Below are 20,487 nucleotides of genomic sequence, written 5' to 3' on the forward strand. Positions count from 1 at the left end.
GGCGATGGTTTCATTTTGTATAAATTAGGGGGTAATCATCGCCGGCGCTACCCGCCTCAGTGAAAATCCCGGCTGCGCACCGTGATGCCTTCCAGCAGCGGCGTCAGGTCGGTCAGGCGCCCGGCAATCAGGTGCCGCACCTCGCCCACCGCCTCCCAACGCCCGTCCACCTTGAGCAATCGCGACCCCACCAGGGCCTGGCGCTGACGTTCGGCCAGGTCGCGCCAGACCACCACGTTGAGGTTGCCGAATTCATCTTCGAGGGTGACAAAGGTCACGCCACTGGCCGTGCCGGGGCGCTGGCGACCGGTGACCAGCCCGGCGACGCTGACAGTGCGCCCATGCTCCACCGCCTGCAGTTCATTCGAGCTGCGGCAACGCCGCTTACGCAACTCGGCGCGCAGCAGCGCCAATGGGTGCGGGCCAAGGGTGGTGCCAAGCATGGCGTAGTCGGCGTGCAGATCCTCGCCCACCGTCGGTTTCGGCAGTTCCACCCGCGCCTCATCGGGGCTGGGCAGACCGGCGAACAAGCCAAGCTGCTTATGCACCCCTGCCACGGCCCAGCGCGCCGTATGCCGGTTGCCGGCCAGGGCACGCAAGGCCCCGGCATCCGCCAGCAACGCCTGGGTGCGCGCATCCAGCCCGGCGCGGGCGTCCAGATCGGCAATATCCCTGAACGCCCGGCGCTGACGTGCGGCTTCGATGCGCCGCCCATCCTCTTCGCGAAACCCCGAGATCATGCGCAACCCCATGCGAATCGCCGGTTGCTGGCCATCGATGGGTTCCAGGCTGCAATCCCAGTCGCTGGCCTGCACATCCACCGGGCGGATCTGCAAGCGATGGCGCCGCGCATCCTGCAGGATCTGGTCCGGGCTGTAGAACCCCATGGGCCAGCTGTTGATCAGCGCACAGGCGAAAGCCGCCGGCTCATGGCACTTGAGCCAGCAACTGGCATAGGTCAGCAAGGCGAAACTGGCGGCGTGGGACTCGGGGAAACCATAGCTGCCGAAGCCCTTGATCTGTTCGAAGATCTGCGCGGCAAAAGCCTCGGTGTAGCCGTTTTTCAACATGCCGGTGCGCAGGCGTGCTTGATGCGGTTCCAGGCCACCGTGGCGTTTCCAGGCGGCCATGGAACGGCGCAACTGGTCGGCCTCGCCGGGGCTGTAGTCGGCGGCGACCATGGCGATCTGCATCACCTGTTCCTGGAACAGCGGGATGCCCAGGGTGCGCTCCAGCACGGTTTCCAACTCCGGCGACGGGTAAGTCGTGGGTTCTTCCTTGTTCCGTCGGCGCAGGTACGGATGCACCATGCCACCCTGGATCGGCCCGGGGCGCACAATGGCCACCTCGATCACCAGGTCGTAGAATGTTTGCGGCCGCAACCTGGGCAACATCGACATCTGCGCCCGCGACTCGATCTGGAACACGCCGATGGTGTCGGCCTTGCTGATCATCGCGTAGGTGGCCTGGTCTTCCTTGGGGATCGTCGCTAGCGACAGGTCACGGCCACGATGGCGACGCAGCAGATCGAAACAGCGACGGATCGCGCTGAGCATGCCCAGGGCGAGAATATCCACCTTGAGCAGGCCGACCGCATCGAGGTCATCCTTGTCCCACTGGATGATGGTGCGCTCGGCCATGGCGGCGTTTTCCACCGGCACCAGGGTATCCAGTGGGTATTCGGAAATCACGAAGCCCCCGGGGTGCTGGGACAGGTGCCGGGGAAAACCGATCAGTTGCTGGGTGAGCGTCAGCACACGGCGCAGGATCGGGCTGTCCGGGTCGAAGCCGCCTTCGCGCAGGCGTTCCAGGGGCGGCGCATCGTCACTCCAGCGCCCGCAGCATTCGGCCAGCGCGTTGATCTGGTCCGGCGGCAAGCCCAGGGCCTTGGCCACATCGCGCACTGCGCCGGCGGCGTGGTAACTGCTGACCACCGCCGTCAGCGCCGCGCGGGTACGGCCATAGCGCTGGAACACGTACTGCAGCACTTCTTCGCGACGTTCGTGCTCGAAGTCGACGTCGATGTCCGGCGGCTCGTTGCGCTCCTCTGACAGGAAGCGCTCGAACAACGTACTCGTCAGGCTCGGGTCGATCTCGGTGATGCCCAGGGCAAAACACACCGCCGAGTTGGCTGCCGAACCCCGGCCCTGGCACAGGATCGACCGGCTGCGGGCGAAGCGCACGATGTCGTGCACGGTGAGGAAGTAGCTTTCGTAACCCAGTTTGCTGATCAGTGTCAGCTCGTGATGGATCTGCTGCAACGTCTTGGCGTCGACCCCGTGGGGCCAGCGCCGGGCGATGCCTTCGTCGGTGACGGCGCGCAACCAGGATTCGGCATCGTGGCCCTCGGGCACCAGCTCGCGCGGGTAGTGATAGCGCAACTGGCCAAGATCGAAGTGACAGCGCTGGGCGATGGCCAGGGTTTCGTCGAGCAGCGCCTGCGGGTACAGCGTGGCCAGGGCGTCGAGGCTGCGCAGATGCCGCTCGCCATTGGGGTGCAGACGCGTGCCGGCGTCGGCCACCGGCACGTGATGGCGGATCGCGGTCATGGTGTCTTGCAGGGCGCGGCGGCCACGGGCATGCATATGCACATCGCCGCAGGCCACCGCCGGGATATGCAGGCTGGCGGCCAGGTGCAGGCGTTGCTCCAGATGCCGCGCATCGTCCTGGCCGCAGTGCAGGTGCACCGCCAGCCACAGGCGTTCGGCGAAGGTACGGCGCAGCCATTGGATGGAGGCCTGGGTGTCGCTGTCTTCGGCGACCCACAGCGCCAGCAGGCCGGGCAACGGCTGCTCGAAGTCTTCCAGCAGCAGGCGGTAGCGACCTTTTTCAGCCCGGCGTCGGGCCACGGTGATCAAGCGGCACAGGTGCTGGTAGCCGCTGAGGTCCTGCACCAGCAGCACCAGTTTCGGGCCGTTTTCGATGCGCACTTCGCTGCCGATAATCAGCGGCAAGCCCACCGCCTTCGCCGCCTGCCAGGCCCGCACGATGCCCGACAAGGTGCATTCATCGGTGATCGCCAGGGCGCTGTAGCCCTGGCGCTTGGCCCGCTCGAACAACTCCAGGGCGCTGGAGGCACCGCGTTGGAAGCTGAAGTTGGACAGGCAGTGCAGCTCGGCATAACTCATGCAAACCAGCCCTGCAACCACAGCCCATCGCTTTGTCCCACGCAGCGATAGGCCCAGCCTTGCTGGCCGGCGCGGGTCTGGATCAGGTAGTAGTCGCGGCGAATGTCGGCACCGTCCCACCAGCCGGATTCGATGCGCTCCGGGCCCATGAGGATCTGCACGCCCTGCTCGGCCAGCAAGGTCGGTTCGTCAAGCAACCAACCGGGACGCCGCACCTTGCTCAAGGTGGCGCACGGGCTTTTATCCGCCGCCATTTGCCAGGCGCATTCGGGCCGATGGTCGGCATGGAAGCGCAGGCCTTGCACCGCCTCATCCCCCAGGCGTGCACGCAGGCGTTCGCGCAGTTGTTCCCACGGCAGGGTCTGTTGCGGGCGATCGTCGAACAGGTCCTGGCGTTGCGGCACGAACGCCGGCAGGTCCTGGGCCACCAGGCGAAAACCACGCACCGGCGAGGTGACTTGCACGTGCTCGAGGCGCCCACGGGCCAGTTCGAACAGCATCGCCGGCTCACGCTCGGCGCTCAGCAGGCCGACCTTGATCACACTGTCCGGTGCATCGGCATGTTCCAGGTGCAGGTCGAAACGCTGCACGCCACTGTCACGGCCGCAGAGGAACGCCGAGAGGTCGCCGGTCAGACGGCGCAGGGGGAATAACAAGGCCTGGTGGGATTGCACATCGAAATTCAGCTCGATGCGCACATCGAACTGGTCCGGCGGCTGATAGAACGCCAGGGCCAATGGCCGCTGCCCGGTCAAGGCATCGAGGTGCTTGAGCAGGCTGGCATCAAAGCGCCGCGCCAGGGTGTGCCGGGGCAACGCCTGCACCTGGGCCAGGGTGCGCAGGCCCATGCGCGACAACGCGGTGGCCGCTTGCGGGTCGAGGCCGGCGCGGTCGATGGGCAATGGCGCCAGGGCCTGAAGCAACGCATCCTCATCGGCCACGGCCAAGCCATCGTAGAGATTGGCCAGCACCCGCGCCGCCGCCGGGTTGGGGGCGGCGACGATACGGTGACGAAAGCCCAGCTCGCTCAGTTCCTGGCGCAGGCGTGCCTCGAACCGAGGCCAGGGCCCGAACAGGCCCAGGCTCGATTCGATCTCGAACAGCAAGGCACGCGGGTAATACACACTGACCTGGGAGCTGAAGCGGTAGGCCCAGGCGGCGAGGAACTGCTGCCAGCGCTCGATCTCCACAGGGTCGTATTCGGCACAGGCAAAGGTCTTGGCCAGGGCATGGGCGGCCGTCAGCGATTGCCCCGGGCGCAGGCCCAATGCGCGGGCGGCGTCATTGACGGTTTGCAGCACGCGCCGCTGCGGGGTGCCGGCCAGCAGCGCCAGGGGTTGGTCGGGCTCGGGGTGCAGGCGCTGCACCCCGTCCAGCGCCAATTGCGGGAAGACAATACACACCCAGCGCATGGCAACCTCAGTGCCCCGCCAGTGCAATCGGCGCCGGATGAGCCAAGCCACCCCGGCACTTGAGCACCCGCACCCGGGCAGGTTTGGCCTCGACGGCCAGGCGCAGGGCGGCGGGCGAAGGGTTGATCGCTTCACTCAAGGCGCGCCAGGCAAACGCCAGGGTCTGCCCGGTTTCCGCAGCCACCTGCAAGCGACGCAAGGCGCGGTCATCCGCCTTGCGCGGCCAGCACAGCACCGCGCCGCAACTGCCGGAGCGCAGGCATTGTTCCACCGCCCACAGCACATCCCGCGCCTCGGCCTGGACCACCGACAGCTGGCGCAAATCCACCCCGGCGTTCTGCCACGCGTGGGGGTACGGGGTGTAGGGCGGCGCCACCAGCACAATGCGCTCCCCCGCCGCCGATAATCGCGCCAGGGTCGGCAGCACCAGTTGCAGTTCGCCGATACCGTCCCTGGTCATCAGGATTTCGCTCAAGGCCGACTCCGGCCAGCCGCCCGTGGGCAGCACCGCATCCAGCGCCGCCAGCCCCGTAGGCTGCACGCTGGCCGGAGGCGCGACAGGCCGGCCTTTCCAGACGCGGCCGCCATTGAACAGCGTATCCAGTGCAACCACGGCGCCCATCAGCCTTGCCTCACCAGGCCGCAGAACACCCCTTCAATGGCCAGGTCCTGGTCGGGGCCGACCACAATGGGTTGATACGCAGGATTGCGCGGCAGCAGGCGAACACGCTCGCCACTGCGTTCGAAACGCTTGATGGTGACTTCACCGTCCAGGCGCGCCACCACAATCTGCCCGTTCACCGCTTCGGCACTGCGGCGGACGCCCACCAGGTCGCCGTCGAGGATGCCGTCCTCGATCATCGAATCGCCTTGCACCCGCAACAGGTAATCCGGGGTTTTCGCGAAAGTAGCGGGGTCGAGTTGCAGGCGGCTGTGCACGTCGGCATCCGCGCCGATGGGCCGGCCGGCTGCCACTCGGCCGAGCACAGGGACATCCAGCCACTCCGGGCGCGGGGGCTGGTTGAGCAAACGAATGCCGCGCGCCTGGTGGGGGTTGACCTCGATGAAACCGGCTTCGGCCAGGGCCACGACGTGCTTGCGTGCGACGCTGCGGGAGGCAAAGCCGAACGCCTCGGCGATCTCGGCGAGGCTGGGGGGTTGGCCTTGCTGCGCGATACGGTCGCGGATAAAGGTCAGGATGGCGGTGCGGCGGGGGGTCAGGGTTGTCATGGAGTACATTTGTACTCCTCTGGGAAATTTCTTACAAGAGCCGGTAGTCGGGGTTGGGGGGTATGCAGATCAAACTGAGGGAGGCCCAGAAGCCGCCAAGCTCACCCCCCTCCCGCCATATGCTGCGCAATCCTGCCCCTCAACCAGCGCTCCGCCGGGTCATTGTCATGCACCCCACTCCACACCATCGACAACTCCGCCGCATCGATCGCAAACGGCGGATCCTCTGCCCGCAGCGCCGTGCCCTCGGTCAACGCACACGCCGCATAGTCCGGCACCGTGGCAATAATCTGCGTACCGGCCAGCAGCGCCCGCAGCCCACTGAATTGCGGCACCGCCAGCACCACCCGCCGGGCACGGCCGATACGGGCCAGGTCCAGGTCGATATTGCCGCTCAAGTCCCCCGAGAACGACACCATCGCATGGGGCCGTGCGCAATAGTCGTCGAGGGTCAGCGGTTCGACGCCGTCATCCCCGCGCAGCACCTTGCAGGGAATGTCCCGCAGTTTCCTGCGCTTGGCATTCGCCGGCAGTTCAGTGGTGTAGCTCACGCCCACCGAGATCTCGCCACTGGCCAGCAATGCGGACATCAGCAGGTAATTGGCGCGGCGTACCACCACGATAATGCCCGGGGCTTCTTCGCGCAGTTGGCTGAGCAACGGCGGGAACAGACCGAACTCGGCGTCGTCGGACAGGCCGATGCGGAACACCGCACAGCTGGTGGAAGGGTCGAAATCCTTGGCGCGGCTGACTGCGCCTGAAATGGTGTCCATGGCCGGTTGCAGCTCCTTGAGTATCGCCACGGCACGTGGCGTGGGCTCCATGCCCCGGCCGTTGCGCAGCAGCAACGGGTCGTCGAACAAATCTCGCAGCCGGCCCAATGCCGCACTCACCGCCGGTTGGCCCATGAAGAGCTTTTCGGCGACCCGGGTCAGGTTCTTCTCGAACATCAGCGCTTCGAAAATCACCAACAGGTTCATGTCGACGCGGCGCAGGTCATTGCGGTTCATGGCGGTATCCAAACGGTTAGCAGGCTGCCAGCTAAGCAGACAGGACACTGCCTGGATTGCATGCCTGTGCTGTCTTTTCCGCGACCGAACCTGGCGAAATTAACAACGATTAACTCGCCAGCCAGACGGTACGGCGCCAAAAATGAGCCGGTCTACACTGCATCCATTCACCGGGAACGCTCCCATCGACTGCGGATATCCGTCATGGCCCGACCTGCGTATTGTGCTCCTCGCTTATCCGCCACCGGCGGCCTGTGCCCCCGGCGCGAACGAATCGCCAAGCAATTGATCCTCGCCAACCTCGGTGAAAGCCTGGCGATTGCCGACCTGGCCCAGGCCTGCGCCCTGTCGCGCAGCCATTTTTCCCGCGCGTTCAAGTGCACCACCGGGCTGTCGCCCCAGGAATGGATACGCCAGCAACGCATCCAGCGGGCCAAGGAGTTGATCACCGGTTCCTCCTTGAGCCTCACGCAAATCAGCCTGGAGTGCGGCTTTTGCGACCAGGCGCATTTCTGCCATATGTTCACGCGCAGCGAGGGCGTCAACCCGATGACCTGGCGAAATCACCAACTGCGTCACAAGCCTCGGGAGATCGCTGCCTAGTGGTCGGCACGCACCTGGAATATGCTGGCCGCTTACTTTTCCCAGAGCATGGCCACCCATGAGTGACCCACGCGACCAGGCCGTGCATTTCGGTCCTTACCGTGTCCACCCGCGCCAGCGCCTGGTGCTGGAGGCCGGTCGCCCATTGCGCTTGGGACGGCGGGCCGTGGACATCCTGCTGATCCTGCTGGAGCAGGCCGGCACGGTGGTGAGCAAGCAGGAACTGATCGCCCGGGTCTGGCCCAAGAGCGTGGTGGAAGACGGCAACCTGCGGGTGCACATGGCGGCGCTGCGCAAGGCCCTGGGCGATGGCCAGGCCGGGCAGCGCTATATCGTTACGGTGGCCCAGCGTGGCTACAGTTTTGTGGCGCCACTGAGCATCGAGCCGATGAGCCTACCGACCGAAGGCGCCCCCCAACGCCCGAGCCACAACCTGCCGCTGCGACGCACGCGCATGCTTGGCCGCCAGGCCCTGATCGACAGCCTGGTACAGCAGCTGCCCGAGCAGCGTTTTATCACCCTGACCGGCGCCGGCGGCATCGGCAAGACCACCGTCGCCTTGCGCGTGGCGGAATTGTTGATCGGACATTACCGCGACGGTATTCGCCTGCTGGACCTGGCGCCTCTCAGCGCGCCGTCGATGATCCTGCCCAATCTCGCCGCGCTCCTCGACCTCACCCACACCGAGCACGAACCGTTGCCCGTGTTTGCGCGCCGCCTGCAGGAGCACCAGTTGCTGCTGGTGATCGACAACTGCGAACACCTGCTGGACGACATCGCGCTGATCAGCGAGACCCTGCTGCGCCACGCGCCCCAATTGCACATCCTCGCCACCAGCCGCGAGGCCTTGCGCGCCGAGGGCGAGTCGGTGCAGCGCCTGGAACCCCTGGCCTGCCCGCCCGCCACCGGTAACCGCGCCCAGGCCCTGGGTTATCCGGCCCTGCAACTGCTGATCGAGCGGGCCATGTCCCATCAGGACAGCTTCGAACTGAGCGAAGCCGAACTGCCCCTGGCCATTGATATCTGCCAACGCCTGGACGGCATTCCCCTGGCAATCGAGTTGGTGGCCGCGCAGATCGAGCGCTTCGGCCTGTCCGGCCTGCTGGTGCAGATGGAAGACAACTTTCGCCTGCTCACCCGTGGCCGACGCAGCGCCCTGCCCCGCCATCAAACCTTGCGTGCCACCCTGGACTGGAGCTTCGAATTGCTCACCGGCTGCGAGCAAATCTGCCTGCGTCGCCTTGCGGTGTTCCGCGGTGGTTTCAGCCTGGCCAGTGCGGCGGCGGTGATCGCCGGGCAACAGGTTGCGCCGGCCGAGGTGCTGGGTTCGATCACCCAGCTGGTGGCGAAATCCTTGCTCACAGTGGAAGCCGGGGATGACGAGGTGGTCTACCGCCTGCTGGACATCACCCGCACCTATGCCCTGGAAAAACTCAGCGTCGCCAATGAACTCGACGCCACCCGTGAACACCACGCCAAGCGCTGCCTGGTGCTGATGAACCAGGCGCAGGACGATTGGGAACAGACCGCCACCCAAACCTGGATCGACCGCTATGCCCCGCTGCGCGAAGACATTCGTGCCGCCCTCGACTGGGGCCTGGGCGACCAGGGCGTGCACCTGCTGGGCATTCGTCTCACCGTCAGCGCCATGCCGTTGTGGCAGGAGCTGTCGCTGCTGCGCGAACACGGGCTGTACGTGGGCAAGGCCCTGGCGCGGCTGGGGCAATCGAGCACGCCGAGCCCGCACTTGAACATGGCCTTGCAGTTGGCCTTCGGCAGTTTTTCCTATCACACCCAGGGCGGTACGCCGCAGACCATCGAAGCCTTTGCCCATGCACGGCGCCTGGCCGAAGCCGACAGCAACCTGGTCGGCCAACTGCGCGCGGTGTCGGGGCAAATGGCGGTCAGCCTGTGTGGCGGCAACTACCGCGAGGCCCTGGAGCAAAGCCTGCATTTCGACCGGTTGGGGCCGCAGGCCGAGCCGTTGCTGGCCCTCAGCGCCCAACGCCTGAGGGTGCTGGCGCAGCACTTCGCCGGCAACCAGGTGCTGGCGCAGCAGAATGCCGAACAGGTGATCCAGCGCATGGCCCAGAGCGGCCATCTCAATCGGTTTACCCACGGCTTTGGCGTGCAGTACGACCAGAGCGTGGCCTCGTTGACCATCCTCGCGCGCATCCTGTGGCTGCGCGGTTTTCCCGAACGTGCGTGGCGCACCGCCAGCCAGGCGCTGGAGCTGGCGTTGCAGATCAACCACGGCACGTCGATTTGCTACACCCTGGCCCTGGCCGGGGTGGTCATCGCCCATTGCAACGGCGACACCCTCACGGCCCGCGACCGCTTGGACCTCCTCCTGCAACAGGCGCAAAAGCATTCGGTGCAGTTGTTCCACACCTGGGCGCAATGCTACGAAGGCACGGCGCAAATCGCTGATATGCAGGGATTGGGGCTGGTCGCAGACATCCTGGTGACCTTCAACGCCCGTGCCGTGGATGAAGCCTTGTTCGAACGCGCCCGGAGCGGTGCGGCCGGCTGGTGCAGCCCGGAAATCCTGCGCGTGCGCGCCGAGGCCATGCCCGACATCCACGGGGCTGAGGCGCTGCTGCTCGAAGCCCTGGGCCTGGCACACCAGCAAGGCGCGCTGGCCTGGGAGCTGCGCTGTGCAGACTCCTTGGCGCGGCTGTGGCAACAGCAGGGTCGTGTGCAGGCCGCCCACGACCTGCTGGGTTCGGTCTACGCGCGATTTACCGAAGGCTTCGCCACCCAGGACCTAGTCCGCGTACGCCGCCTGCTCGACGAGTTGCAGGACAAACGGCCGGCCTGAGAACGTCCCCAGGTAATGCCCATAGCCCTGCTGCAAACGCGCCACCTGCTGCGGGTTGCGCAGGAGTGCCAGGCCATAGCTGCGCATGCTGTTGAGCAGACGATAGCGCGGATAACCCGGACCGGGTTCGAGGCTCAACAGCGAGGTGCCGACCAGCCGCCCGAGCAGGTACGACAAATCGGCGTGCTCCAGCTCGGTGCCGGCCACCAGCTTACCCAGGGTGGGCAAGGTCACGGCCATCTTGAACAGGCTCAGTTGCAGGAACAGCCAGCGCTCCGGCAGGCTCAGGCGCTCGTAGGTCCAGTCCAGGGCGGCGGTCAGGGATTGGTGGCGCTCCACCGCTGTGCGGCGCCCCCGGGTCAGTACCTGCACTCCACTGTGCAACTGCGCCTGTAGACCGCGCACGCCCAGCGCATCCACCTGGGCGGCCGCCAGTTCAAGGGCCAGGGGAATACCGTCGAGGCGCCGGCAGATGTCCCGCAACGGCACCAGGTCCTGTCGGCGCAACACAAAGCCCTGTTGGCCGGCACACGCTCGGGCGACGAACAGTTGCACGGCGGGGAACGCCATCGCCTGTTCAACACTGCCCAGCGCCGACGGTGCCGGCACGCCCAGCGGGGGTACGCGCAGCACCCATTCGCCTGGGGCCTGCAACGCTTCGCGACTGCTGACCAGCACGCTGACCTGGGGCGCATTTTCGCGCAGCGCCCGCAAAAGATGTCGACAGGCACCGAGCAGCAGGTCGGCGCCGTCGAGTACCAGCAGCAATTGCCGGGAGACCAGCTGGCGGCACAACTGCGTGACACTGCCGCCGGGTTCCAGGTGCAGGGCCGTGGCCAGGTGGCGCAGCATCATCAACGGCGCCTCCACCGTGGCCAGGTCGATCCACCACACACCGTCGCGATAGCGCGGCAACACCCGCTCGGCCAGCGCCAGGGCCAGGCTGCTCTTGCCCACGCCGGCGCACCCGGTGAGGGTCATCAGGCGCTGCCCGGACACCCGCCGCACCAGCACGCCCAGCAGTTCATCGCGACCGATCAGCGGGCTGAGCCGGGGGGCAAGGTTATGCCGGGGCAGCACCGCGGCAGCCGCGACCCGCACGGGGGCGGCGAAGCAGTAACCGCGCTGGGGGTCGTTGATAATCAAGCGTTGCCCGTCAAGGGCACGGCGCAGTGCAGCGATGTGCACCCGCAGGTTGTTCTCTTCCACCACGCTGCACGGCCAGACCCGCTCGATCAGGGTGGCCTTGCTGATAAATTGCCCTGGCGACTCCAGCAGCACCGCCAGAATATCCAATGCCCGCCCGCCCAACGGCACCGGCCAACCCGCCTTGCTCACCAGCCGCTGCTGCCGATGAAAGGCATAGTCACCGAAGCGCACCGTGCTATCCGCGTCAATCGCCTGAGGCATATTCATGTCTGCAATCGCGCTGAAACACCCGGTCTTGGGCGTCCGCGCATCCTTTTCCATGGGCTCGACCTTATCTTGCCAGCTACCTGTAACAGGGCAATGCTGGCACAGGGAGCGATACGGACAATCGGGTGCGCGAGACGGACATCCTGTCGTTAACTGAACTGCTGGCGATATTGGGTCGGGTTGAGGCCGAGTTTTTCACTGAATAGAAAGCGCATGTGCCGCACACTGCCGAAGCCTGCGTGGAACGCCACAGTCTTGAGCGGCAGGTCGGTGGTTTCCAGCAGTTGCCGGGCGCGGTCGATGCGCGCGCCCTGCAGGAAGGCCATGGGCGTCATCTGCACGTCCTTGGCGAATAACCGGGCAAAGTGGCGCGGGCTCATGCCGGCCAGTTCGGCCATGGACTCGATGGTGAAGGGCTGGTCCAGATGGGCGAGCACATGGTTCTGCACCCGGGTGATCGGGGTTTCCTGGGGCGCCACGGACGCGGTCATCGGGCTGAACTGGGCCTGGCCGCCCTGGCGCTTCATCACCACCAGCAGCACCTTGGCCACATCCACCGCCACTTGCTTGCCATGGTCCTGGGCGACGATCGACAGCGCCAGGTCGATACCGGCGGTGACCCCGCCCGAGGTAATCAACCGCCCGTCCTGCAGGTAGATGCGATCCGTCTCGACGATGGCCTTGGGGAAGGCCTTGATCAGGCGCTCGGTATAGTGCCAGTGGGTGGTCACGCGGCGTTCGTCGAGCAGCCCGGCGTGGCCCAGCACAAAGGCGCCGGTGCAGATCGAGCCGAAGCGCCGCGCCCGTGGCGCCGCCGCCTTGAGCCAGGGCAGCAGTGCCGGATGGCATTCGTTATAGGCTCCCGGGCCGCCGGGCACCAGCAGCAGGTCATAAGCCGCCTGGGCCTGGTCCAGCAGCAGGTCAGTCTGGACCAGCACCCCATTGGAGGCGCGCAACGGCCCGGGCTCGGTGCCCAGGGTGAGGATCTGGTAATGCTCCGCCGCCGGCAGGTAGCGGTTGGCAATGGAAAACACTTCGAGCGGCCCGGCCATGTCAAGCAGGAGGAAGTCCGGGAACAGCGCCATGGCCACGGTTTTCATACGGGAAGCATCCATCAAGGGTAAGAAAGCGAAAGGCATTATGGCATGCCCTTAACTGTCAATCTAAAGGAGACAGTTATTCAGATTTCATCTTCTTAATGAATATTTCGGTTACCAGTAACCTTCTTCTCAACGCAAGCGCCCTGCATCTCGCAGCCCGCGCTCACTTGAGGACAAGACCATGCTGACCCTTCGCAAAGCTTCCGAACGCGGCGCCGCCAATCACGGTTGGTTGAAGTCGTTCCACACCTTCTCGTTCGCCAACTATTGGAACCCCGATGAACAGGGCTTTTCCGACCTGCTGGTGATCAACGACGACCGCGTCGCGGCCGGCAAAGGCTTCGGCCAACACCCGCACCGCGACATGGAGATTTTCTCCTATGTGCTTGAAGGCGCCCTGGAACACAAGGACACCCTGGGCACCGGCTCGGTGATTCGCCCCGGCGATGTGCAACTGATGAGCGCCGGCAGCGGCGTGGCCCACAGCGAGTTCAACCACAGCCAGACCCGTGGCGTGCACTTCCTGCAAATCTGGATCGTACCCGCCGTGGCCGGTGTCGAGCCGCGCTATCAACAGGAGCACTTCAGCGCGGCACAGAAACAAGGGCGCCTGCAACTGATCATCTCGCCGGACGGCAGCGACGGCTCCCTGACCGTGCGCCAGGACGCCAGGGTGTACGCCGGACTGTTCAATGGCGACGAAGCCGCGACCCTCGACCTGCCGCCGGATCGCCACGTGTACATCCATGTGGCTCGGGGCAGCGTGGACATCAACGGCCAGCGCTTGCAGGAAGGCGACGGTGCCCGAGTGCGCGATGAGCGGCAAATCCGCCTGAGCCAGGGCCAGGATGCCGAGGTGCTGGTGTTCGACCTGCGCCCCCAGGAACGGCCACAGATGCCGTGACCGGCTCAGCGATGGCCCTTTGAAACGGGCCATCGCTGGCATCGATAGTCACCATCAGCCCAATGAAGTTCTCTTAAAAAATGCAACGCGTAACATCAAACCCATACCAGGCAACACCCAACTAAAACACTCGGAGCACACCATCATGAAACGCCAAATCTTGCTTAGCCTCGCTTTCTCGGTACTCGCTGCAAACGCATTTGCCCACCCTGTTGTTGCTGAAGGCGGCGCGGATCACCTGATCGAAAGTCGTGTTGCCGAAGGTGGCTCGGATCGCCTGCTGGAACGTCGTGTTGCCGAAGGTGGTGCCGATCGCTTGCAGCAACGCGGTATTGTTGAAGGTGGCGCCGATCGCCTGCAAGGCAACCGCGTCGCCGAAGATGGTGCCGATCGCCTGCAAGGCAACCGCGTTGCCGAAGATGGTGCCGATCGCCTGCAAGGCAACCGCGTCGCCGAAGGTGGCGCTGATCGCTTGCAGGAACGTGGCCTGGCCGAAGGCGGTGCCGATCGTTTGCAGCAACGCGGTATTGTTGAAGGCGGTGCCGATCGCCTGCTGGACAACCACGCTTAATCCCGCACTGTTCGCGGGGCACCCCAAACCGGCCTGATCAGCCGGTTTTTTTTCGTCTTCGATTAATGCAGGTCGCGGTCCACCCACACCACAGCCTTGCCGATCTGTTGCCGCGCTTCGATGCGCTCATGTACCTGATGCAGCGTTTCCAGCGTGTAATGCCCTTCGATAGCCACCGTCAACGTACCTTCGAGCATCGCCGCAAATACCGCGTTGGCACGCCGTTGTACGGTCGCGCCGTCGGCCATATGGTCGGCCAGCCGGGGGCGCGTCAAAAACAGCGAGCCCGCCTCCCCCAGCTCCATCGGGTCGAGATCGGTCAACGAACCCGAGACATTGCCATAGTTCACGATCAGTCCCCGCGTGCGGCAGGCGCGGAAGCTGTCACGCAGGGTGCTTTTGCCGAGCGAATCGAAGACCACATCCACGCCCTGCCCGCCCGTGGCCTCCAACACCCGCTCGGCAAATCGGCCGCCGTCATAGACCCAGGCCTGGTGGGCCCCGCGCTCGTGGGCAATGGCACAGCGTTCAGCGGTGCTGCCGGTGGCGAACACCGTGGCGCCTGAGCGCCGGGCCATCTGCACCAACAGCTGGCCGATGCTGCCGCACGCGGCGTGGACCAGGCAGGTGCTGCCGGCCTGCAGCCTGGCGACATCCTCGATCAAGTAGTGGGCGGTACAGCCTTGAAACATCGCCGCAGCCGCCTGATTGAAGGCGATGGCACCGGGAATCTGCGCCACCCTGGCCGCGGGCACCAGGGCGTACTCGGCGAAGGCGCCCCAGGCGATGCACCACGCCACCCGGTCGCCGACGGCCAAATGGCTGACGCCTGCGCCGACTTCCACCACCACGCCGGCGCCCTCCATACCCAAGGTGCAGGGCAGGCGCACCGGATAGGTCGACGACTGCGCATATTTGCCCTGCCGGGTATGGATATCCATGAAGTTGATCCCGGCGCACGCCACCTTGACCAGCACATGCCCGGCCAACACCTGGGGTTTGGGGACGTCATGGCGCAATTGGGCGACTTCAGGGCCGCCGTAGGTTTGCAAGGTAATGGCTTTCATCGGGGACAACTCCGTGTGCACTGGGAAGCGGCCATGGTAAAAGGACGCTCTCAGTAGGAAAATTCCCCAAAGCTTCCCAACCTCCGTGCGGAAATAACCCGATGTTCGATTGGCAGGACCTGTATTACTTCACGGTACTGGCACGTAGCCAGTCGTTGTCGGCGGCCGCCCGCGAGTTGCAGGTGGAGCACGCCACCGTCGGGCGCCGCGTCGATGCGCTGGAAAAAGCCCTCGGCGTCAAACTGGTGGACCGCCTGCCGCGCAGCCGCCCACTGACCGCGCAAGGCCTGGCGCTGGCGGAGTTGGCGGCGGGCATGGACGAAATGGCGACGCAGGTGATGCGCCTGTCGCGGGTCGCGTCGATCGAAATGGCCGGCACCGTGCGGGTCAGTTGCCCGCCGTCTATCGCCCACTATTGCATTGCGCCCCATATAGCGCGGCTGCGCGCCCAATACCCGCAGTTGAACCTGGTGCTGATGCCGTCGACCCAACTGGCCGCGCTGGACAAAGGTGAAGCGGATATTGCCCTGCGCACGGTGCGTCCCGATGAGGAAGCCCTGGTACGCAGGAAAGTCGGGGTGGTGCGCTTCGGGTTGTATGGCCCGCCGACGTTCCAGCAATTGCCGGCTGCGCAGTGGACTTTCATCGCCTACGACAGCAGCCGTGACCACCTGCCCCAGCAAGCCTGGATGCACCAACTGCGCGCCGGCCGTGAGATCGCGTTTGCCGCAAGCGACCTGGCCACCCAGCAAATGGCGGCCAGGGCCCAGGTCGGCGCGGTGGTGCTGCCGACCCTGGTGGGCGATCACGACCCGTTGCTGGTCAGGCTGCCCACTGCGGTCGAAGGCCCTTTGCGTGATATCTGGCTCACGGTGTACCCCGACATGCGCCGCTCGCCGTCCGTGAAGGTAGTCATGGAGTTTCTGGTGGCGTGCATCGAGGCCGAAGTGCAGTTGCGCCGTTGAGCCCATCCGAGGGGACGGCCGCCAACCTTCGGGGCGCTCTGCAGGCGTTTTTTTTGCCTGAGAAGGTCAACGCTTAAACCTGCACCCGTCAAAAAATCGTTGGAACTAAAATACTTATCGAGCATTAAGAGTTTGCACTAGCATATGTGTAAGTCGGTACAACCTCCCGTGAAATATCCCCCTAATCCCCCCTGCGCTCGTAAAAACCAAGTGGTGAATGTTAAAATTTGTCACGTTTTAGCGGAATCAATTCGATTAGTATCTAAACGCTAGCAGCGATTGAACTGACGGCCTTGCATGCCGGAAAAGGGAGTAGGTGATGCATTTTTCCAACGTCCTCGCTATTGCACGGACTCAATCGAAATCAGAGGACTTTCGGGAGCTTTTAGTTCGCACTGTAGCGAATAATTTAAAAGTCGATACACGTTGCTACGGACAACTAATTGACACCCAGGAAAGCCACGTACATTACCGTGCCATCATTATAGAAATTGATACACCCTCCGCCAGCAACCTGAGCCTGGACATAATAAAAAAAGCGCGAACTGAAAACCCCGACTGCACGATATTCGTCGTGATCACCTTTGCGTCGACCCTGAGCAAAACAAAATACTACCTGGCTGGCGCCGATTACTGCATCAAGGTAATCGAAACTTCACCCGAAAAAAAGTTGAATCTGTTTGATGCCTTTCTCAGTGAAAGCGCTCGACTCAATCAGTGCGACCTGATTCTCGACCAGGACCGCATGTGCCTGTATGGCGACGGAAAAAAGTTGGAAATATCCTTCGTCGAAATGAAAGTATTGGAAGCGCTTATTCAGAACCGACTGCTCAGTCATAATGAGATCGCCCGTGTCATGGGACTTAATACCAAGTACTACGACTCCCGCGCACTGGAAAAATCCATCAGCCGTTTGCGCAGTAAAATCAAGGCGCACTACGGTGAAAACATCATCCAAAATATTCGCGGTTATGGTTATAAACTCAGCCGGGGTCTTATTTGCGCTAGCCATTTCCAACCCACTAAGGAGGGGCCGAGCCGTGAATAGTGAAAAAATGCCCCCTGTACATACCCCGCACTTCAAGATCATCAGGCAAGCCATCGTTGATCGCGGTCATGCCTGGTGGGGCAGCGAAATCAGCGTAGCGGATGGCGTTGATCCCGAACAACTTGAAAGTGCCTGCACTGAGGCCTTGCGCCATATCCACCCACCGCGCAAAACGCTTAAGGCAGTCAGCCCGGCGACGAGTCATACGCTTCTGCGCATGGGTCAATCGGCCCTGATGAACGACGACATCCTCAAGGCGATCATTCAGGCCGCGCGGGCATTGGAAGACCACAAACAACCCTTCACCCTCAGTCTCGACAACCCACTGGACGCCCTGCCCGGTCCGGTAGAACGCCGGGCGATGGTGCGTCAGTTGTATAAGTTGAAAGACCATAGCGGTATCACGTTGGCCTACAACAACTACAGACTCGATACAAAGCCGGCAGACCTGCTGGTCGACCTCGAGCTCTACGACTATATAAAAATGCCCTTTCCGGATTCTGCCCTCAGGCTCAGCCTCAACACGCGTTCGGACCTGTTCGACCGGCTTTACGATCACATGCTGGAACTGATCAGTGCCTGCAGGGTCAGCTTCATCGCCGATCAGGTCGAATTTGCCGACAGCGCCATGCTGGCTAAAAACTTGCCGTTCGAATACTTTCAGGGCGGCTATTACTCCCCCGCTGACTGCCTTTAACAACTGCATCTTCCTGATATGGGTGGACCCTATGAGTTCTTTCAAGAAACACGCCTTCGCTCCAACACTTGCGTCTATCGCACTGCAGGACTTCACGCCCAACGCAGAGTTCTTCTATTACGATGTAAACGCCCCGGCAACCACGGACCCCGCCGATACAAATCCGGCGTTTTCCCAACCACAGATCACCCCGCATTTTAATACCTACATTATTACCCACACCCTTAACTTGCCCTCACAATCGTTTAACCCCAAGCGGCAAGAATCCAGAATGCCAACCGCCAAGGCCCCTGACAGCGCGCCGAATAACCATACGCGTACTCAAGAGATCAGCGCCGAACGAACGCCACTGTATCCACAGGATTTCTGGCTGCTCACCCAACATGATCGCGCTCTGGTCAAGGGCGGCCTGCGTATTTCATTGACCACTATTGAATCGGCGCTGATTAAAAAGATGCTGCATCATGAAGAACGCGTGGTCAGCAAAGAAGAGTTGATCCGTAATATAGGTCGTGAACCCGATTTATACCGCGGATTGGAAATGTGCCTGAGTCGTTTGCAGGAAAAGTTCAAGCGGGTCAACGACGGTGAACGCCTGTTTCGTGCGGTAAGAAACCGTGGTTATTGCCTGACGCAAAAAATCAAAAAGCCGCTCGAGCTTAGTCAGCCACGCCGTTAACAAAAATAAAAACAACCCAGACTTTTTTAATTCACCCTGCCTATTAAAAGCTCTTCTACCTGCCCTTTTATAACATTCACTTCGCCAGACCCTCCTGACCTTGTTATAAGTCGTCAGCCACTGCCCCCTGCCGTTCATTACTATCAATGGGCACGCGCCTGCGCGTGCCTGTCGTTTATAAAAGTTAACCGTTAACCCTTAACGCCTGCCACCACGTGCGCGGTCATCACCGGGAGCAGAACTATGCTTAATAACACTAGAATGCATCGCAACCTGACCCCCAGGGGTTTGACGTTCTGGGGGCAATGGACACTCGCATCGAGCTTAGTTGTTGCACTGTTATTTACGCTGGTTATCTTGAAGACTGGCCAACTGGAGTATTACTACCGCGTCTTGGCCGCCTTTACGATATTGGCCTCTCTCCCGGCGTATACCTTGTGCGATGTCTACAGCAAGAAAGATGATTATGCCGTGGGCCTTGGACGCTTGTTCATGGGCTGGCTGTTAACCATGGGTATATTGTTTGCCGTGGGCGTAGCCTGTAATGCCAGCGCACTGTTCCCTGTGGAAACCTTATTACTCTGGGCGGCGGTCAGTTACCCGTTATTGGCACTGTGTTACATACCGCTGCACAGCCTGTCCCGGTATTACCACCGCCAACTTCACGAACGCCAAAAATCATTGATCGTGGGCACTGGCAAGCTTGCGGTGGACCTGGCCAGGACCCTCTCACGGCAAAAACGCTCGCCCCTGGTGGGTCTGGTCGGCAGCCGTGCCGAGGCGACCGAGGATGCGCAAGCGCAGATCCTCGGCGAGCTGCCGCAACTGCCCCAATTGATCCGGCAACACGGCATCCGCCGGCTCTACATCACCCATTCATTGCAGGACGCCACCCACATTGAGGCGTTGTACCTCAACCTGCTGGAGATCAGCGTGGATGTGATCTGGGTGCCCGACCTCAATAACATGCTGCTGCTCAACCATTGCGTGGCCGAAGTGGATGGGCTGCCAGCGATCTACCTCAACGAAAGCCCGCTGACCAGCCGCCCCACCGCTGCACTGAGCAAGTCGCTGCTGGACAAGAGCCTGGCTGCTCTGGCGATCATCGTGCTGAGCCCGTTGCTGCTGCTGGTCGCGCTGCTGATCAAGCTCACCTCCCCCGGCCCGGTGATCTTCAAGCAGGACCGCCACGGCTGGAATGGCGAGGTGATCAAGGTGTGGAAATTCCGCTCCATGCGTGTGCATGACGACCATGAGGTACGCCAGGCCAGTCGCAACGATTCGCGCATTACGCCGGTCGGCCGGTTTATCCGGCGTACCTCCATCGATGAATTGCCGCAGCTGTTCAACGTGCTGCAAGGCCACATGGCACTGGTCGGCCCACGCCCCCATGCGATCGCACACAACGACTACTACTCGGGGAAAATCCGCGCCTACATGGCCCGCCATCGGATCAAACCCGGCATCACCGGCCTGGCCCAGGTCAATGGCTGCCGGGGCGAGACCGAGACCCTGGAGAAGATGCAACAGCGCGTCGACATCGACCTGCGCTACATCAATACCTGGTCGCTGTGGCTGGACATCAAGATCCTGTTGAAGACGCCGTTTACGCTGCTGTCCAAGGACATCTACTGACCCCTTGCGTAGCAAGGCTGCGTCAGCGGTGTGCCTGGCAGGCCGTAAACGCAGCCTCGCCGGGGCTCGACAGTTGCTACGAATGCCAATCCCCATCACCACCTCCCCCCCGTAGCAGCTGCCGAGCGCAAGCGAGGCTGCGTCAGCGGTGTGCCAGGCAGGCCGTAAACGCAGCCTCGCCGCGGCTCGACAGCTGCTACG

The 20,487-nt window shown here is 63.1% G+C and carries 17 protein-coding genes; 9 read left to right on the plus strand and 8 right to left on the minus strand.

Annotated elements, in window-relative coordinates; genetic code table 11:
• Positions 1–56: 56 nt before the first annotated feature.
• The 5 genes from BM416_RS03365 to BM416_RS03385 all read right to left on the minus strand — a co-directional run bounded on the left by BM416_RS03365 (position 57) and on the right by BM416_RS03385 (position 6,780).
• Positions 57–3,149 (minus strand): error-prone DNA polymerase, encoded by a 3,093-nt coding sequence (locus BM416_RS03365; RefSeq protein ID WP_218190213.1) that lies wholly within the window; start codon positions 3,147–3,149, stop codon positions 57–59.
• Positions 3,125–4,540 carry a Y-family DNA polymerase gene (locus BM416_RS03370; RefSeq protein ID WP_092485362.1) on the minus strand — a complete coding sequence of 472 codons (1,416 nt, stop codon included), beginning with the start codon at positions 4,538–4,540 and terminating at the stop codon, positions 3,125–3,127. Before BM416_RS03370 ends, BM416_RS03365 begins: the two co-directional genes overlap by 25 nt.
• Before the next feature lie 7 nt (positions 4,541–4,547).
• A complete protein-coding gene (gene imuA, locus BM416_RS03375) occupies positions 4,548–5,162 on the minus strand; it encodes a translesion DNA synthesis-associated protein ImuA (protein WP_092485365.1) in 615 nt (204 codons plus the stop codon).
• Positions 5,162–5,779: a transcriptional repressor LexA gene (gene lexA, locus BM416_RS03380; RefSeq protein ID WP_092485369.1), complete on the minus strand. Its 618-nt coding sequence runs from the start codon at positions 5,777–5,779 to the stop codon at positions 5,162–5,164. Before lexA ends, imuA begins: the two co-directional genes overlap by 1 nt.
• A 92-nt stretch (positions 5,780–5,871) precedes the next feature.
• Positions 5,872–6,780: a LysR family transcriptional regulator gene (locus BM416_RS03385; RefSeq protein WP_027608660.1), complete on the minus strand. Its 909-nt coding sequence runs from the start codon at positions 6,778–6,780 to the stop codon at positions 5,872–5,874.
• Between the two features lie 204 nt (positions 6,781–6,984).
• Here BM416_RS03385 and BM416_RS03390 point away from each other — a divergent pair, with 204 nt between their 5' ends.
• Positions 6,985–7,383 carry a helix-turn-helix domain-containing protein gene (locus BM416_RS03390; RefSeq protein ID WP_027608661.1) on the plus strand — a complete coding sequence of 133 codons (399 nt, stop codon included), beginning with the start codon at positions 6,985–6,987 and terminating at the stop codon, positions 7,381–7,383.
• 58 nt (positions 7,384–7,441) lie between these two features.
• A complete protein-coding gene (locus BM416_RS03395) occupies positions 7,442–10,204 on the plus strand; it encodes an ATP-binding protein (protein ID WP_092485372.1) in 2,763 nt (920 codons plus the stop codon).
• Here BM416_RS03395 and BM416_RS03400 read toward each other — a convergent pair.
• Both BM416_RS03400 and BM416_RS03405 read right to left on the minus strand, forming a co-directional pair.
• Positions 10,151–11,674 (minus strand): ATP-binding protein, encoded by a 1,524-nt coding sequence (locus BM416_RS03400; protein WP_092485375.1) that lies wholly within the window; start codon positions 11,672–11,674, stop codon positions 10,151–10,153. The genes BM416_RS03395 and BM416_RS03400 overlap by 54 nt on opposite strands.
• 95 nt (positions 11,675–11,769) lie before the next feature.
• On the minus strand, positions 11,770–12,720 hold the full coding sequence (locus tag BM416_RS03405; protein ID WP_092485378.1) for a GlxA family transcriptional regulator: 951 nt from the start codon (positions 12,718–12,720) through the stop codon (positions 11,770–11,772).
• 181 nt (positions 12,721–12,901) lie between these two features.
• Between BM416_RS03405 and BM416_RS03410 the strand changes: the two genes are divergently transcribed.
• Together BM416_RS03410 and BM416_RS03415 are read left to right on the plus strand one after the other, a co-directional pair.
• Positions 12,902–13,624 (plus strand): pirin family protein, encoded by a 723-nt coding sequence (locus BM416_RS03410; protein ID WP_092485381.1) that lies wholly within the window; start codon positions 12,902–12,904, stop codon positions 13,622–13,624.
• 145 nt (positions 13,625–13,769) lie between these two features.
• Positions 13,770–14,195 (plus strand): hypothetical protein, encoded by a 426-nt coding sequence (locus BM416_RS03415; protein ID WP_092485384.1) that lies wholly within the window; start codon positions 13,770–13,772, stop codon positions 14,193–14,195.
• A gap of 62 nt (positions 14,196–14,257) precedes the next feature.
• Here BM416_RS03415 and BM416_RS03420 read toward each other — a convergent pair whose 3' ends face one another.
• Positions 14,258–15,262, minus strand: a complete 1,005-nt coding sequence (locus BM416_RS03420) for a quinone oxidoreductase family protein (RefSeq protein ID WP_092485387.1) — start codon at positions 15,260–15,262, stop codon at positions 14,258–14,260.
• A gap of 101 nt (positions 15,263–15,363) precedes the next feature.
• Here BM416_RS03420 and BM416_RS03425 point away from each other — a divergent pair, with 101 nt between their 5' ends.
• The 5 genes from BM416_RS03425 (at position 15,364) to BM416_RS03445 (ending at position 20,286) form a co-directional block, all read left to right on the plus strand.
• On the plus strand, positions 15,364–16,227 hold the full coding sequence (locus BM416_RS03425; protein WP_092485390.1) for a LysR family transcriptional regulator: 864 nt from the start codon (positions 15,364–15,366) through the stop codon (positions 16,225–16,227).
• A 319-nt stretch (positions 16,228–16,546) separates the two neighbouring features.
• A complete protein-coding gene (locus BM416_RS03430; protein WP_092485393.1) occupies positions 16,547–17,275 on the plus strand; it encodes a winged helix-turn-helix domain-containing protein in 729 nt (242 codons plus the stop codon).
• On the plus strand, positions 17,268–17,972 hold the full coding sequence (locus BM416_RS03435; protein WP_092485395.1) for a YuxH family protein: 705 nt from the start codon (positions 17,268–17,270) through the stop codon (positions 17,970–17,972). The genes BM416_RS03430 and BM416_RS03435 overlap by 8 nt, the downstream gene beginning before the upstream one ends.
• A 31-nt stretch (positions 17,973–18,003) precedes the next feature.
• Positions 18,004–18,651 (plus strand): winged helix-turn-helix domain-containing protein, encoded by a 648-nt coding sequence (locus BM416_RS03440; protein WP_065925171.1) that lies wholly within the window; start codon positions 18,004–18,006, stop codon positions 18,649–18,651.
• A gap of 243 nt (positions 18,652–18,894) precedes the next feature.
• Positions 18,895–20,286 (plus strand): undecaprenyl-phosphate glucose phosphotransferase, encoded by a 1,392-nt coding sequence (locus tag BM416_RS03445; protein ID WP_027608671.1) that lies wholly within the window; start codon positions 18,895–18,897, stop codon positions 20,284–20,286.
• Positions 20,287–20,487 lie beyond the last annotated feature (201 nt).

The organism is Pseudomonas sp. NFACC42-2, from assembly GCF_900116055.1.
Lineage (GTDB): Bacteria > Pseudomonadota > Gammaproteobacteria > Pseudomonadales > Pseudomonadaceae > Aquipseudomonas > Aquipseudomonas marginalis.

What these genes read in the sequence shown, in the direction of transcription:
- BM416_RS03385 (WP_027608660.1), bottom strand. Translation starts at nt 6,780, where the DNA reads ATGAACCGCAATGACCTGCGCCGCGTCGACATGAACCTGTTGGTGATT.
- BM416_RS03400 (WP_092485375.1), bottom strand. Translation starts at nt 11,674, where the DNA reads ATGGAAAAGGATGCGCGGACGCCCAAGACCGGGTGTTTCAGCGCGATT.
- BM416_RS03405 (WP_092485378.1), bottom strand. Translation starts at nt 12,720, where the DNA reads ATGAAAACCGTGGCCATGGCGCTGTTCCCGGACTTCCTCCTGCTTGAC.
- BM416_RS03395 (WP_092485372.1), top strand. Translation starts at nt 7,442, where the DNA reads ATGAGTGACCCACGCGACCAGGCCGTGCATTTCGGTCCTTACCGTGTC.
- BM416_RS03425 (WP_092485390.1), top strand. Translation starts at nt 15,364, where the DNA reads ATGTTCGATTGGCAGGACCTGTATTACTTCACGGTACTGGCACGTAGC.
- BM416_RS03440 (WP_065925171.1), top strand. Translation starts at nt 18,004, where the DNA reads ATGAGTTCTTTCAAGAAACACGCCTTCGCTCCAACACTTGCGTCTATC.
- BM416_RS03445 (WP_027608671.1), top strand. Translation starts at nt 18,895, where the DNA reads ATGCTTAATAACACTAGAATGCATCGCAACCTGACCCCCAGGGGTTTG.
- BM416_RS03430 (WP_092485393.1), top strand. Translation starts at nt 16,547, where the DNA reads ATGCATTTTTCCAACGTCCTCGCTATTGCACGGACTCAATCGAAATCA.
- BM416_RS03420 (WP_092485387.1), bottom strand. Translation starts at nt 15,262, where the DNA reads ATGAAAGCCATTACCTTGCAAACCTACGGCGGCCCTGAAGTCGCCCAA.
- BM416_RS03390 (WP_027608661.1), top strand. Translation starts at nt 6,985, where the DNA reads ATGGCCCGACCTGCGTATTGTGCTCCTCGCTTATCCGCCACCGGCGGC.
- BM416_RS03410 (WP_092485381.1), top strand. Translation starts at nt 12,902, where the DNA reads ATGCTGACCCTTCGCAAAGCTTCCGAACGCGGCGCCGCCAATCACGGT.
- lexA (WP_092485369.1), bottom strand. Translation starts at nt 5,779, where the DNA reads ATGTACTCCATGACAACCCTGACCCCCCGCCGCACCGCCATCCTGACC.
- imuA (WP_092485365.1), bottom strand. Translation starts at nt 5,162, where the DNA reads ATGGGCGCCGTGGTTGCACTGGATACGCTGTTCAATGGCGGCCGCGTC.
- BM416_RS03415 (WP_092485384.1), top strand. Translation starts at nt 13,770, where the DNA reads ATGAAACGCCAAATCTTGCTTAGCCTCGCTTTCTCGGTACTCGCTGCA.
- BM416_RS03370 (WP_092485362.1), bottom strand. Translation starts at nt 4,540, where the DNA reads ATGCGCTGGGTGTGTATTGTCTTCCCGCAATTGGCGCTGGACGGGGTG.